Consider the following 14,595-nt stretch of genomic DNA (forward strand, 5'->3'; position numbering starts at 1 on the left):
TCGAGATGAGTTCTCACTAGACTTTTAAAGTCTCTGAAGGGCCGTTGAAGACTACAACGTTGATAGGCAGGATGTGGAAGTGGTGCGAGCCATTAAGCTAACCTGTACTAATTACCCGTGAGGCTTAACCATACAACGCCAAACGCGTTTTRTGACAGCGTAACAGACAGAAGTTAAGAAACTAAAGTAGACATTTACTTGATATCAGAATTCCRRATTTTAGTTGATTGCTAAGGCGATTAACGACCCAAATTTGCTTGGTGACAATAGCGTTTTGGACCCACCTGACCCCATGCCGAACTCAGTAGTGAAACGAAACAGCGCCGATGATAGTGTGGCATTTGCCATGTGAAAGTAGGACATTGCCAGGCTCCAAATTAAAGAAAGCCCGATTCGAAAGAGTCGGGCTTTTTTGCGTCTGGAGCTGTCAGCTTTCAGCCGTCAGCTGAAATGTGGGGGTGTTTTACAGAGTCTCCCTCAGCAACAAAACCCTGTAGGAGGCACGTCAGTGCCGTATCTAGACCTTAACCAACACATTCATGGCTAAAGCCATTCCTACAACGACACTCTTCCTAGAACCTAGAACCTAGAAGCTAGAACCTAGAAGCTAGAACCTAGAAGCTAGAACCTAGAAGCTAGAACCTAGAAGCTAGAACTTAGAGCCTTTATGACTTACTCTTTCTAACTCGCAAATCGTGTTTTGTTCAGCTTACTCCCCTTGTCTTTGTTCAGCCTTGGCTAATTGAATGTATTTGGTTTCTACTAGCTGTGAGAGTGGAACAAGTTCGAAGCCTTGCTGTTGTAGTTTTGGGAGTGCTTGCTGTAGAAATGCAACGGTTTCTGGGTAGGGGTGTGCAATAGCGATTGCATAGTTGAAGTGCTCAGCTTTGGTCTTTAGTTCTTCAAGTTGATGTTGTAGCTGGCTTTGGGTGATATTGTTATCAAGGAATACATGACGAGATACGTTTGCGACACCATAAAGGTTGGCAACATTTTGCGCTTCACTTTGGCTAGTTGTTCGACTATCTAAGAAGTACAAACCACGCTTTTTTAGGACTTCCATGGTCCATTTCATAGGCTCAGTAAGCTGTGTTAGCTCAGACCCCATATGATTATTGACACCTTTTACTTGTGGCAATGAGGCTAACGCATGGCCGAGAGTAGTTTGTAACTCGGACTTAGTCATGGTATCTGTTAGGGCTCCTGGACCAAGCGCTTTGCTTTTATCAAGCGCTTGCATTGGAACATGTAAAAGCAATTCTTTATGAGTTTTACTGGCACGCTCTGCAAAAATTTGCGAATAGGGGGTATGGGGCAAGATTGAGAATGTCACTTGCCCTGGTAATTTTAATATTTCAAGATCGCGCTGATGATTACCTATATCATCGATTACTATGGCTATTTGCTTTGCTTGGCAGAATAGCGGTAGGCAACATACGGCGAGTAATAAGCCTGTTCGTAGATTCACTTTTTGTAATTATTATATCCATTGTGAGCATTTACTTACTGCATAATAACTAGCTGCTTTGCTGTAAGTTGCTTTTTGTCTTGTCTATCTAGAAGTGAGCTAAAAAGCGCCAATTCTTGAATGTTTTTTATTATAACGTCTTGGTCAATTTCTGAAAGCATTGTTTGATTAATACTCACATCTGGGGGAATCCCTTTACCATCGATTGATTGACCTGCAGGTGTATAATAGCGTGCTGTGGTCAGTTTTAATGCCGTATTACCGTTACCTAATGGAATAAGCGACTGCACAGAGCCTTTACCAAATGAGGTTTCGCCAATTAGCACTGCTCGTTGATTATCTCTTAATGCTGCTGCGAGTATTTCAGCCGCAGATGCTGAGTTCTCGTTAATAAGTAGGGCGATAGGGGCACCATTGAGTATGTCACCCTTATGCGCTTGATACTTTTGATTGGCTTCGTTGAAGCGACCTCTGGTTGAAACAATAGTGCCGTTATCTAAAAACAGATCAGCGACTTCAATGGCCCCTTGTAATGTACCACCAGGGTTGTCACGTAAATCAATTATTAGCCCAGAAAGTGGAAAGCTATTGGTGACTTGCATTTTTGCAAGTTCTCTAGCAACATCGTGCAATGTGTGATTGTTAAATGCATTGATACTGATTAGTGCAACGCCTGTATCTGCTAAATAGCCACTAACGCTCTGCAAATTAATTTGTTGGCGTTTAATCGAGAAGTTGAGCTCAGCTTCTGTCTCCCTTTTAACTGCTACATCGACAGCGCTTTGCCCGCTTTCACGAATTAATTTCGCTACTTCTTCAATGCTTTTATCTATAATTGGCTGTTGATTTATACCAATAACTTCATCATTTACTTGTAAACCAGCAACTGCTGCAGGTGATTTATCAATGATGTTGACTATAAATACTCGACCATCTTCTACTTTGACTTCGATACCTAGTCCTGTGTATCGACCATTAGTGCTACTGAAGATGGCATCGAGCTCATTCTCATCCAGATACTTTGAATAAGGGTCAAGGCGTTCGAACAATTCTTCGACTTGTAAATTATCTGGCTGGTTAACAAATGAATTTTGTAGTTTAAGATCATCTACATAATACGTATGAATATTAAAAAGGATTTCGTTTAATTCATGATGCTGAAGAGACTGTAACGAGGGCTTAGAATGAGCCTGAAACGATTGCAGCATCAGGCAGAGAAAGGTTATAAGCATCACTAAAGACAGCTGAGTGAAAAACTTAGCTGGGGAAAAGTGTGCTTTGCAAGAATGTTTAGTTTTTAGCATCAGCTGCTCCTCATAGAGTGCAGCTATTTAATCAATTAAATGCGTCTGCACCATTTTACAGGATTTACTGCGCGTCCTTTGTGGCGTATTTCGAAGTATAGACCAGGATCCGGTTGTCCGCCGCTTTGACCTACTAAAGCAATTGTCTCCCCTTCTCTAACAAGGTCGCCAACATCGCGAAGTAGAGTTTGTGCGTGGCCATACAAGCTCATGAAACCATCGCCATGATCAATAGCGATAACCCAACCAAAGCCATTTAGCCAGTCAGCGTAAACAACTTGGCCGTTCTGTACGCTTTTTACATTACTGCCTTCTTTAGCGCTGATAAGTACGCCTTTCCAATCTATGTTGCCGTGCTTACGTTGCCCAAAGCGATGGCGTAATGACCCTTTAGTTGGCCAGTCAAGTTTGCCTTTACTACTTTGTAAGCCTAGTAGTTCTACTTTTTGGTTTCGTTCTTGTTCTAGCTCTTCTATTGCGGTTATTAGGGTTTGCTCGTTTTCTTTTAAATAATCAATTGAGCTCTTTGTTTCTTTTAATGCTGATTGTAGTTTATTGAGGTTAGTTTTACGTTCTTGCTGTGCATTGACTAAGGCTTGCTGACGTCTTTTTTGTTCGTCATATAAAGCAACTAGGCGTTGTTTAGTTTTTTCAAGTTCAGCTTGGTTGTCTGCAATTTCTTGCTGCAGTGCTTTGAGCTCTTCAATTTGTTCGATGCGTGCTTTATTTAAGTAATTATAATAACTTAGTGTACGTTCAATTTTGGCAGTGTCTTGCTGGTTAAGCAGCATTTTTGAGTAGTCATGGCTACCAGCCATGTAAGCACTTTTTAACTGTGCAGCTAATAAGGTTTGTCGCTGTGCTTGTTGGGCTTTCAGCTTTTGTGCCTTTGCTTGCTGTTCACGCTGTTGTTGCTCGTTTTCTTTAACCGATTGGGCTGCAAGATTTAATGCTTTTGCATTTTTAGCAATGTCGAGTTCATGGGCGCGGAGATCTTTGCGCATTTGGGCAATTGACTTGCGTTGACCTTTAAGTTCAGCCTCTGTTTTTTGTAAAGCTGATTGAATATCTGATAGGTCTTTTTTGGTTTGATCTTCATTAGCAACAACCGAAGTTGCTACTAATGAAGTCAGTATTAAACCAATTTTAAGGAAGTGGTTAATACATTTACTCATAGCTTATTTCAGCGTCATGATTGGTTTACCAGTCATTTCACTTGGCTGCTCTAAGCCGAGTAGGTGGAGCATGGTTGGTGCCACGTCACTTAATGTCTTACCATCATGCGGTGTTGCATCACGGCCAACATAGATAAATGGCACAGGCTCACTTGTATGTGCAGTATGTGCTTGCCCCGTTGCTGGGTTAGCCATTTGTTCAGCATTGCCATGATCGGCTGTGATCAGAGCTTCACCGCCATGTTCTTCAAGTGCTGCAACCACACGACCAATACAGTGATCAACTGCTTCACAAGCTTTAACTGCAGCTTCAAATACACCTGAGTGACCTACCATGTCTCCGTTAGGGTAGTTACAGATGATAGCATCGTATTTACCGCTAGCGATTGCTTCAACAAGTTTATCGGTCAGCATTTCAGAGTTCATTTCTGGTTGCAGATCATAGGTTGCTATTTGAGGTGATGGGATCAGTTCGCGAGTCTCACCAACAAACTCATCTTCACGGCCACCGCTGAAGAAGAAGGTAACGTGTGCGTATTTTTCTGTTTCAGAAATACGTAGCTGTGTTTTACCTTGTTTCTCTAACCATTCGCCCAATACGTTTGTTAAGGGTTCCGGTGCAAATGCAATCGGCGCTTTGATGTCTGCTGCATACTCAGTCATCATTACAAAAGCGCTTAACTTAGGTGATTTTTTCTTATCAAAACCACTGAAGTCAGCATCAACAAAGGCACGAGTCATTTCTCGTGCTCGGTCAGCTCTGAAGTTAGCAAAAATAACTGTATCACCGTCATTAATTTCAGCAGCTGATTGGCCCTCTGGCACAACAGTTGTTGCAGCAACAAATTCATCGTTTTCGTCACGTGCATAAGCGGCTTCAAGTGCGGTAACGCCATCTGTATAGCTGTATTCAGCAATGCCACTAACCATAACGTCATAAGCAAGTTCGACACGGTTCCAACGGTTATCACGATCCATTGCATAGTAACGACCAACAAGCGTAGCTAAACGGCCGCAGCCAACTTCTGTAAATACTGCTTCGATTCGTTCAATTGATGCTTTTGCACTGCGTGGCGGCGTGTCACGGCCGTCTAAGAAACCGTGAAAGTAAACTTCTTTTGCACCGCGCTTGGCTGCAAGTTCAATCGTTGCGACAATGTGATCTTCATGACTATGAACACCACCTGGGCTTAAAAGACCCATAATATGAACGGCTTTGCCAGCCTTTACAGCTTTGTCAATATTATCAACAAGTGCTGGGTTGCTATCGAACTCACCATCATCAATCGCTTTAGTAATGCGAGTGAAATCTTGGTAAACAATACGGCCAGCACCTAAATTTACGTGGCCTACTTCAGAGTTACCCATTTGTCCTGCAGGTAAACCAACATCAAGTCCCGAACCTGAAATTAATGTATGTGGGCGGGTTGCCCAAAGGTTATCGAGTACTGGGGTATTAGCAGCAAGAATAGCGTTACTTTCTGTGTCTTCACGGTATCCCCAACCGTCTAAGATCATTAATACCAATGGTTTTTTATGCTCTGTCATTATAGCTCCTGAAGATTGGCACTTATATATCACTAGCATACCGTGTTTTATGGTTTTGATCAGCTATCAATATGTCATATTAAAATATTTCACGCCCTAGCATTTTCAATTCAAGCACGTATACTTGCGTGGCAAATTTTAATTAACCCATGGCTATGCGCTGTGGCACCTAAATTTCTTAGTGGAAAACGCATGGATCAATATATTGAATTTATCTCAAATCATCCGGTTTTGAGCATTATCTGGTTGGCATTAGTCGCAATGCTGATCAGCAGTTGGTTTAAAAGTAAATTTTCGGCTATTCGTCAAATCAATCCACAGCAACTTACTTTGCTAATTAACCGTGATGATGGTCAAGTCGTTGATATACGTTCACAAAAAGAGTTTAACTCTGGCCGTATTGCAGGCGCAACTCACTTAAATCCAGAAAAAGCAAAGCAATCTGATTTTTCAAGCCTTGAAAAGTTTAAGACTAAACCCATTATACTAGTATGTACCACGGGCATGACTGCCTCAGGTATCGGAACTGCAATGCATAAAGCAGGTTTTGAGCGTGTTTATGTATTAGCGGGCGGTATGGGCGCTTGGCAATCAGCTAGCTTACCAACAACGACCGGTCGTTAAACAAAGCAGCTAACAGCCCGATAGAGGAATTATTATGAGTAAAGTTGTTCTTTACACCAAAGCATACTGTCCATTCTGCCAACGCGCTTTGGCGTTATTAGAGAGCAAAGGTGTAAACTACACGAATATCGATATTGGTGTTCACCCTGAGCGTCGTGATGAAATGATCGACAAAGCTAATGGTGGTTACACGGTTCCGCAAATTTTCATTAATGATGAACATATCGGCGGTTGTGACGACATGATGGCAATTGAAGCGCAAGGCCTTTTAGACGCAAAGCTTAACGCTTAATAAATTTTAAATATAAAAACGAATACAAGTTAGGAATTACAATGAACGAAGAAAATCAAAACGCAGCAGCAGAACAACAAGCAGGCGCTCAATTCTCAATTCAACGCATTTATACTAAAGATGTTTCTTTTGAGACACCTAATTCACCTGCTATTTTCCAAAAAGAGTGGACCCCTGAAGTTAAGCTAGACTTAGATACTCGTTCTAACAAATTAGAAGAAGGCGTGTTTGAAGTTGTTCTTGCTTTAACTGTGACGGCTTCAATCGGTGAAGAAACAGCATTCCTTTGTGAAATCCAACAAGCGGGTATTTTCACTATCGGTGAAGTTGAAGAAGTTCAGCTTGCGCACATGTTAGGTGCTTTCTGCCCGAACGTACTTTTCCCTTACGCTCGTGAAGCAGTATCAAACCTAGTTAACCGTGGTACTTTCCCACAATTAAACTTAGCGCCAGTTAACTTTGACGCACTATTTGCTCAATACATGCAACAACGTGCTGCTCAAGACCAACAGGCAACTGCAGACGCATAAGCTATGAGTACAGCACAATCAGCTGTTACAGTATTAGGGGCGGGGTCTTATGGCACCGCCCTTGCTATTTGCTTTGCCAGAAATGGTCACCCAGTTACCTTGTGGGGCCGCAATAGCGATGACGTTGCTACGCTTGCAGCTGAGCGGAAGAATCAACGTTATGTTCCTGATGTTAGCTTTCCTGAAACGCTTCAACTAGAAGCTAATTTAGAAACGGCAGTTAAAGCAAGCAAGATCATTCTTGTTGTTGTGCCAAGTCATGCGTTTGCAGGCACGCTTCAAAAAATTAAACCTTGGTTGTCAGAAGGTGCCGAAGTTGCATGGGCTACTAAAGGTTTAGAACCTAATACTGGCCGTTTATTGCAAGAAGTAGCAGTGCAAGAGCTTGGGGATGATATCCCATTGGCTGTGCTTTCTGGGCCTACTTTTGCTAAAGAAATGGCAATGGGCTTACCAACGGCTATTTCGGTATCGTCGACTTCTAAAGATTTTGCAAAGCAGCTGGCAGACCTTTTACACTGTGGACGTTCATTTAGGGTGTATAACAATGATGATTTCATTGGTATACAACTTGGCGGCGCGGTTAAAAATGTGATTGCAATTGGCGCAGGTATGTCTGACGGCTTTGGTTTTGGTGCTAATGCACGAACAGCCTTGATCACTCGTGGTTTAGCTGAGCTTTGTCGTTTAGGTTGTGCATTAGGTGCTCGTTCAGATACCTTTATGGGGATGGCTGGCCTTGGTGACTTAATCTTAACCTGTACAGATAACCAATCTCGTAACCGTCGTTTTGGTCTTGCGCTTGGTAAAGGTGAAGGGGTTGAAGCTGCGATTGAATCAATAGGTCAGGTCGTAGAAGGCTATAGAAATACCAAGGAAGTGTACCTACTTGCTGAGCGTACAGGCATAGAAATGCCAATTACGGAGCAAATTTACAAAGTGCTTTATGAAAATAAAGATGTAAAAGAAGCTGCGATGGCGTTGCTTGGCCGTGAGCAAAAATCCGAATAAACAATCTTAAAAATTCAGATTGTGCACTGTAAAATAAAAAACGCGATTCATGAATCGCGTTTTTTATTTGCAATTTTAACTGCTAGCTAGATTGCTGGTTCTCTAACGTGTCATTAATAAATTCGCTGACTTGCTCGGCTTTTAATGGTTTACAGTAATAATAACCTTGCTGGAAATGACAACCCATAATATGCAGCATATAGGCCTGCTCCTCAGTTTCCACTCCTTCAGCAACCACATTTATATCCAAATATTTAGCTAGTCGCACTATGGTGGCAGTGATATTGCGATCTTGTTCATTCTTATCGATGTCTTTTACGAATGACTTGTCGATTTTGAGCGTATCTATTGGAAAACGCTTTAGGTAACTTAGCGATGAATGGCCAGTGCCAAAGTCATCAAGCGCGATATGTACACCAATTGATTTAATCCGTTTCATTTGCTGTTCTGCAAACTCAGGGTTATCCATCATGGCGCTTTCAGTGATTTCAAGTTCTAAGCAATGTGCAGGCACGTCAAATTTAGCCAAGTTGTCGATTAGCGTTTCGATAAGGCTGCTTTGTTGAAAGTGTAAGGCTGAAATATTAATAGCTACATTACCAAATGAAATGCTTTGCTTTCGCCACTGAGCCAGCTGATTAAGAAGTTGCTCCATCAGTAATTGGGTGAGCGGAATAATTGCCCCATTTTGTTCTGCGAGAGGAATAAACTCATCAGGAATAATGATGCTGCCATCCTCTTGTGGCCAACGAACTAAAGCCTCAAAACCGTACAATTGGTTGTGCTGAGCATCAAACTTAGGTTGAAAGTAAAGCTCAAACTCATTGTTGGTAATCGCTCTAAATAAAGCGCTTTCTTTGGTTAATTCGGTTGGGTCGAGCGTGTGGCGGTCTTTATCAAAAAACTGATAAGTATTACGGCCCATTTTCTTAGCATGATTTAGGGCACTATTTGCGCTGCGCATTAAGTTTTCACAGTTGTATGCATTGTCTGGGTAGATAGCAAGGCCACAACACGCTGTTAGCGAGGTTTCAAAACCATCTAACATAAAAGGGGTCTTAAATTGTTGTAGTACGATGTCTGCGGTCTTTTTGGCGAAGAACACCGTTTTGCCAGAGTATAGGTAGGGCGGCACCAGTACCGCGAATTCATCAGCACCAATTCTTGCAATAGTAAAGCCTGAATTTAGGGAGTCGGTTAAACGACAGGCGACTTCTTTTAACAGAACATCGCCAATCGTGTGGCCTAGTGAGTCATTAATTTTTTTGAAATTGTCTATGTCGATAAAGATGATCAACAGGCTTGGGTAAGTGTCATTACAGGCTTTAATTGCTTTTTCAAGTGATTCTATAAAAATGGCGCGGTTTGATAAGCCTGTTATGCTGTCTTTGGTAGTGAGCTTGAGCATAGCTCGCTCGTTATTCTTACGAGCAGTCACATCAGAAAACATACCAACGTATCTTACAGAGCTTTTCGCAAAGCGTGGTGTGGTCACTTTTGTTATACACAAATCAATGGCGTAGGGTTGCCCATCTCTACGTAAATTCCAAATTTCGCCAGACCAATAACCGTCATTACTTAACTCCTGTTGTATGATTTCTTCGAGTTGCTTATCGCGACCAGCTTGCGTTAATGCTTTGAATTTTTTGCCAAGTACATCGTTTTTTTTATAACCCGATATTTCACTAAATGCGTTATTGATTTCTATGATCCGAAACTGCTCATCGCTGACCCAAATTCCATCTTTAGACTGAGAGAGTAGGGCATCCAATAGCGTCATCTTTTGATTTCTTTGATAATAGATGACCGCTCCAATAAGGATGACAATAGCTAAAAGAATCAGCAGTAAAAGGGGCGCTATGTTTGGGGCTTGCGAGATAGTGGGATTTGAAACAGCAGTAGAAGCAGCACTAGAAAAGTGCTGCATCAGCAAAATGATACTGCCTACTTGGGCGAAAAAGCGCATTAAAATCCATCTTTAGGGAACAAACTAACCTATTTAGGTTAGTCCATAAAAAATGGTCGTGCTAAACAATTAGTAAATATTTATTACGAGCGTTTTTTCAATAAGTTATTGACCGTTCACAAACCCCAGTTGACGCCAAGACTCATAAACAAATACAGCCACAGAGTTAGATAAGTTCATGCTACGGCTATCTTTTTGCATCGGAATGCGAACTCGCTGCTCTTTAGGTAATGATTGAATGAGCTCATCAGGTAGGCCGCGGGTTTCTGGACCAAACACTAAACAATCGCCTGGTTGGTATTGCGCTTGGTGGTGAAATTGGCTGCCTTTAGTGGTACACGCATAGACTTTTTTCGGCTGGCACTTTTCAAGATATGCTTCAAACGACGCATGGCGCTGTACATGGCTAAATTCATGATAATCAAGACCAGCACGTTTGACCCGTTTATCATCCCACTCAAAACCAAGTGGTTCAATTAGGTGCAGCGCATAACCCGTGTTCGCGCATAAGCGAATGATATTACCCGTGTTCGGTGGAATTTCTGGTTGGTACAACACAATATCAAGCATTTGAATCTCATTTAAAAAGGATTAGATCTGCTGCTGAGTATACACGAACTAGAATGAAAAGATGATATACTCAGTCTAGTTACTCTCTGAAGGTAAGTTGTTGTGCAGCATCGTAGTTATGAGTTTTGGGTTAGAACAGCAAGTCTAGTCACCATTGTAATGGTGAGTTTGATGATTGCGGCAAAAAGCTGGGCTTGGCTTGCATCAGGCTCAGCCTCGATGCTCGGTTCATTGACTGATTCGTTAATGGATATCACTGCATCACTGATGAGCTTTTTAGTCCTAGGTTATGCATTACGTCCTGCTGATGATGATCATCGCTTTGGTCACGGTAAAGCTGAAGCGTTAGCTGGGCTTGCACAAGCCGCTTTTATTGCCGGCTCGGGTTGTTTCTTAGCTTTTCATGCTGTTGAGCGCTTATTTAACCCTGTTATTTTAAAGCACTCTGATCTCGGTATTTGGGTTAGTATTTTTGCTATCGTTTGTACGCTTGTGGTGGTATTTGTTCAAACAAAAGTGATTAATCACACTGAGTCAATTGCGATTAAAGCAGACTCTATTCATTATAAAGGCGATTTAATCTTAAACTTGGCTGTATTACTGGCAATCGTATTAGCTAAGTACGGTGTCGCTTATGCCGATCCATTGTTTGCTATTGGTGTGGCTGTTTATTTGCTTTATAACAGCTGGGATATTGCTCGTGAAAGTGCTGACCACTTAATGGATAAAGAGCTCCCAGACGAAGAGAAACAACAAATACTGGCCATTGTGAATAGTCATCAAGACGTGTTTGGCGCCCATGATATCCGTACTCGCCAAGGTGGTAAAATTAAGTTTATTCAGATGCATTTAGAGCTTGAAGATTCATTATCATTGATCAGGGCGCATCAAGTTGCAGATGAAGTAGAGGCCTTAATTCAAACTCATTTTGATTGTGAAATGGATATTCTCATGCACCTAGACCCGCTTTCAGTGGTTAATAAAACACGTCAAAGTGCAGCACAAAACTGATAAAAATCACTGAGTACAGCCTGCCTTATCTCGTCGCGTTCGCATAAAAGTTCGTGGCGAGCACCAGCATAGCTTTTTAGTTGTGCCTGTTTTTGTTTATGTGTAAGTGCAAACTGAGCGGCGTTATCGACTACGGTATCTTGCTCAGCACTGGCGATAAACAAAGGAATATCGACTTTTTTATCGACTAAAGAGGCGATAAAATCAAACGATGCATTGAGCCAACCATAGGTTACCCCACCTAACTGTAAATCATTTTCTGCAGCATACAGCTCTCTGAACAGTTTATAGCGAATTTCACTACTGGTTAGCTCATTGGCTGCAAAGTCGACCGGTAAGTAGTCGCTTTGGCCAAATGCATAACTGTGGCTAAGACCAATTAAAGATGCAATTTTAGCAGCCAGTTTTGCTACAGGCTTTGGTGTCCCTTTGGTATAAATATCAAACATGGGCGCTGACAAAAATGCCCCCGAAAATTGATGTTGATATCGTGACAGGTAATCATAGGCAATGGCGCTCCCCATTGAGTGTCCGAGCAGTACTTGTTTTCCTTGCCAGTGTTGCTTCACTACTGTATCTATAAACATAGCAAAGTCATCAGCATAATCAGTAAAGCGGTTTACATAGCCTTTATGTGTGTTTTCTAAATGGCGATAAGAGCGGCCTTGTCCTTGGTGATCAACACTAAAAACAGCAAAGCCATTTTGATATAGCTCCCATAGCAACTCTTTGTATTTAACCAAAGACTCTATTCGACCACTACTAATAACAACAGCGGTTTTTGCTTGGCGAGGAATAGCATAACCGTAATAAAGCTTACCATGAGCTGTACTCAGAAAGTCTTGCTGTAATTGCTCAGAAAAGAACTTATTAATATTAGGTATGTTACTGACAAGGCTTGCTTCGCTGCTATAAAACATTTACTCACTCTTAAAAGGAAGGCGGATGTTTACACAAAGTCCACCGTGTTCTTGGTTTTCAAGTGTTAGTGTACCATCATGTACTGAGATAGCATTCTTTGCAATTGCAAGACCTAAACCGGTACCACCTGTACTCCTATCGCGGGAATGCTCTTGACGAAAGAAAGGTTCACAAAGTCTTGCAAGGTTACTTTCTTCAACCCCTTTACCGTCATCACAAATAGTGATGTAGATAGCATCTGATTCAATTAAACCTATTGAAATAGAGTGCTCAGCGTATTTAATCGCATTACGTAGAACATTCTCGAGGGCGCTGGCAATTAAGGTTTCGTCACATTTGATGTCGGCTGTTAGTGCCCCATTGACAATGAGCTCTTTATTATTTTGCTTGGCTTCAAATTTAGCATCGTTTAGTACGTGATCAACAATCACTTGCAGAGATTGTTTACTTAACGCCAGTGTTTGGCTTTTAGCCTCTAAGCGAGATACTTGGAGGACATCAGCAATCATTTTATCGAGCTGATTTGCCTCTTTTTCAATGCGTTCTAAATAAGCGTTTTGTGCGTCATCGGCTTGCATTTGCGCAAGTCCTGTGGCCATTTTTAAACGCGTTAATGGTGAGCGTAGTTCATGGGAAATATCTGCGAGTAATCGCTTTTGGGCGCTAATAAGCTGCTCAAGTTGCACTGCCATGGTATTAAAGTCTCGGCCAAGTACACCTAGCTCATCTTGACGAGTAGGGGATACATCGGCACGGGCAGTTAAATCACCATGAGCCAGTTTTTTTGCGGTTTCTTTTAGACTATTAATAGGGGCAATTAAATTACGGCTAAAGAAGAAACTAAGCATTAATGAAGCAATTAAAGCAATGAGTAGTTTTAGCCAAATTGGCATCAGCCATAAGCTGACAAAAAACGGTTTTTTGCGTTTTTCATCAATCTCGTAGAGATAAAATTTACCTTCAGGTACATTCAATACTACAGGCCCATAGGCTTGATATTCATCGGTAAAAATAATTTGCGGACGCATATATTTGGTAAAGTTAAGCAAGCTCAAATCAATGTCTTTGGATACCGGTTCGCTGAGCATCTCAACACCATGCACCTCACCATTTAAGTACAATAATTTATGTTTGGATAAGCGCGGATGAGATAGTACCTCTTGAGTAGATTTACCGTGTTTAGCAACTATGCGTTCAATACTTTTAGCGGTGTACTCAAGATTTTTAAGCATCGGTCCACGCAGGTCATCATTGCCTACATTGCTCGTTAACTGGCTTAAAAACACCAATATAGTGATAGTGGCTATGACAGTAACCCAAAACCAGGCAAAGATTTTTAAAAATAAATAGTGGCGGGGATGCTTTAGCCAGCTCGGTGTTTGCATATTATTCGCCTTGTATTAGTACATAACCACTGCCACGCATGGTTTTGATCCGTTCATTACTCACGTGTTCTGCAATCTTTTTACGAATGTTACTTACATGCATATCGATTGAGCGGTCAAAAGGGGCGAGGCGTCTACCCAGGACTTGCTCACTTATTTGTTCTTTACTTATCACTTCACCTGCATGCTGTACGAGCATAGTAAGAATTTCATATTCAGTGCCTGTTAGGCTCAGTACGATGTCGTTTACCGAAGCCTCTCGCGTTGCGAAATTGATATTGATACTGTTTACACTCAATGAGCTGGCATGTTGACTCGATAAGCTATTGATATGCTCTATACGACGGGTTATTGCTTTAACGCGGGCTAGCAGCTCTCTGTGGTTAAATGGCTTAGGAATATAATCATCTGCGCCCAGTTCTAAACCAAAGATGCGATCAAAGTCTTCGCCTTTCGCGGTTAGCATGATCACTGGGGTAAGCTTATGCTGTCTTAATTGTTTTAACACCTCAAAGCCATCCATAGATGGCAACATAACATCAAGCAATATGAGCTCATAGCTATGCTTAATAGCTTGTTTTAGGCCCTCAGCACCATCATGAACACACTCTACTGTAAAACCTTGTGCTGATAAGTACTCACTGAGTAATTCACACAATCCTGTATCGTCGTCGATCATCAATAGTTTCATTTTGACACCTAGCTATTTACTTCTTTAAGGCTATTTTACTCACTAAATTGTGTAAAGGTGAATCTTTACACAACCTTTACACTGGTTTGCGTTCCTTTG

Annotated in this window: 14 protein-coding genes and 2 rRNA genes; 7 read left to right on the top strand and 9 right to left on the bottom strand. The window is 41.7% G+C overall.

The window, feature by feature from the left end; translation table 11 throughout:
• Window positions 1–132 (top strand): 23S ribosomal RNA (locus tag L1D46_RS07095); the annotation flags it as partial.
• Window positions 133–256: 124 nt separating this feature from the next.
• A 5S ribosomal RNA gene (gene rrf, locus L1D46_RS07100) occupies window positions 257–371 on the top strand.
• A gap of 338 nt (window positions 372–709) precedes the next feature.
• Here rrf and L1D46_RS07105 read toward each other — a convergent pair.
• From L1D46_RS07105 to gpmM, 4 genes are read right to left on the bottom strand one after another with little or no spacing between them, the layout of a single operon-like run.
• A complete protein-coding gene (locus L1D46_RS07105; RefSeq protein ID WP_239977169.1) occupies window positions 710–1,468 on the bottom strand; it encodes a divergent polysaccharide deacetylase family protein in 759 nt (252 codons plus the stop codon).
• A gap of 35 nt (window positions 1,469–1,503) precedes the next feature.
• Window positions 1,504–2,772: a S41 family peptidase gene (locus L1D46_RS07110; protein ID WP_239977170.1), complete on the bottom strand. Its 1,269-nt coding sequence runs from the start codon at window positions 2,770–2,772 to the stop codon at window positions 1,504–1,506.
• A 35-nt stretch (window positions 2,773–2,807) separates the two neighbouring features.
• On the bottom strand, window positions 2,808–3,947 hold the full coding sequence (locus tag L1D46_RS07115; protein ID WP_130049718.1) for a peptidoglycan DD-metalloendopeptidase family protein: 1,140 nt from the start codon (window positions 3,945–3,947) through the stop codon (window positions 2,808–2,810).
• A 3-nt stretch (window positions 3,948–3,950) separates the two neighbouring features.
• Window positions 3,951–5,495, bottom strand: a complete 1,545-nt coding sequence (gpmM, locus tag L1D46_RS07120; protein ID WP_239977171.1) for a 2,3-bisphosphoglycerate-independent phosphoglycerate mutase — start codon at window positions 5,493–5,495, stop codon at window positions 3,951–3,953.
• Between the two features lie 192 nt (window positions 5,496–5,687).
• On the opposite strand from gpmM, the gene L1D46_RS07125 reads away from it, so the two are divergent.
• Genes L1D46_RS07125 through gpsA form a run of 4 tightly spaced genes read left to right on the top strand, consistent with a single transcriptional unit; the run spans window position 5,688 to window position 7,952 of the window.
• Window positions 5,688–6,119 (top strand): rhodanese-like domain-containing protein, encoded by a 432-nt coding sequence (locus L1D46_RS07125; protein WP_167658223.1) that lies wholly within the window; start codon window positions 5,688–5,690, stop codon window positions 6,117–6,119.
• A gap of 34 nt (window positions 6,120–6,153) precedes the next feature.
• Window positions 6,154–6,411 (top strand): glutaredoxin 3, encoded by a 258-nt coding sequence (gene grxC, locus L1D46_RS07130; RefSeq protein WP_130049715.1) that lies wholly within the window; start codon window positions 6,154–6,156, stop codon window positions 6,409–6,411.
• Window positions 6,412–6,452: 41 nt separating this feature from the next.
• Window positions 6,453–6,941 (top strand): protein-export chaperone SecB, encoded by a 489-nt coding sequence (secB, locus tag L1D46_RS07135; protein ID WP_058586639.1) that lies wholly within the window; start codon window positions 6,453–6,455, stop codon window positions 6,939–6,941.
• A 3-nt stretch (window positions 6,942–6,944) separates the two neighbouring features.
• A complete protein-coding gene (gene gpsA / locus L1D46_RS07140; protein WP_130049714.1) occupies window positions 6,945–7,952 on the top strand; it encodes an NAD(P)H-dependent glycerol-3-phosphate dehydrogenase in 1,008 nt (335 codons plus the stop codon).
• A gap of 82 nt (window positions 7,953–8,034) precedes the next feature.
• Here the strand turns inward: gpsA and L1D46_RS07145 are convergent, their stop codons facing one another.
• Together L1D46_RS07145 and trmL are read right to left on the bottom strand one after the other, a co-directional pair.
• Complete coding sequence (locus L1D46_RS07145) at window positions 8,035–9,732, bottom strand: GGDEF domain-containing phosphodiesterase (RefSeq protein ID WP_167658222.1); 1,698 nt, start codon at window positions 9,730–9,732, stop codon at window positions 8,035–8,037.
• A gap of 291 nt (window positions 9,733–10,023) precedes the next feature.
• Window positions 10,024–10,488 (bottom strand): tRNA (uridine(34)/cytosine(34)/5-carboxymethylaminomethyluridine(34)-2'-O)-methyltransferase TrmL, encoded by a 465-nt coding sequence (gene trmL / locus L1D46_RS07150; protein ID WP_054550977.1) that lies wholly within the window; start codon window positions 10,486–10,488, stop codon window positions 10,024–10,026.
• 102 nt (window positions 10,489–10,590) lie between these two features.
• Between trmL and L1D46_RS07155 the strand changes: the two genes are divergently transcribed.
• Complete coding sequence (locus L1D46_RS07155) at window positions 10,591–11,499, top strand: cation diffusion facilitator family transporter (RefSeq protein ID WP_239977173.1); 909 nt, start codon at window positions 10,591–10,593, stop codon at window positions 11,497–11,499.
• On the opposite strand, the gene L1D46_RS07160 is transcribed toward L1D46_RS07155, so the two are convergent.
• Genes L1D46_RS07160 through L1D46_RS07170 form a run of 3 tightly spaced genes read right to left on the bottom strand, consistent with a single transcriptional unit; the run spans window position 11,478 to window position 14,496 of the window.
• Complete coding sequence (locus L1D46_RS07160; RefSeq protein ID WP_130049711.1) at window positions 11,478–12,419, bottom strand: alpha/beta fold hydrolase; 942 nt, start codon at window positions 12,417–12,419, stop codon at window positions 11,478–11,480. The two genes, L1D46_RS07155 and L1D46_RS07160, sit on opposite strands and share 22 nt — an antisense overlap.
• Window positions 12,420–13,805 (bottom strand): ATP-binding protein, encoded by a 1,386-nt coding sequence (locus L1D46_RS07165; protein WP_130049710.1) that lies wholly within the window; start codon window positions 13,803–13,805, stop codon window positions 12,420–12,422.
• Window position 13,806: 1 nt separating this feature from the next.
• On the bottom strand, window positions 13,807–14,496 hold the full coding sequence (locus tag L1D46_RS07170; protein WP_130049709.1) for a response regulator: 690 nt from the start codon (window positions 14,494–14,496) through the stop codon (window positions 13,807–13,809).
• Window positions 14,497–14,595: the final 99 nt, after the last annotated feature.

Source organism: Pseudoalteromonas sp. Isolate3, assembly GCF_022398505.1.
GTDB classification, from domain to species: Bacteria; Pseudomonadota; Gammaproteobacteria; order Enterobacterales; family Alteromonadaceae; genus Pseudoalteromonas; species Pseudoalteromonas apostichopi.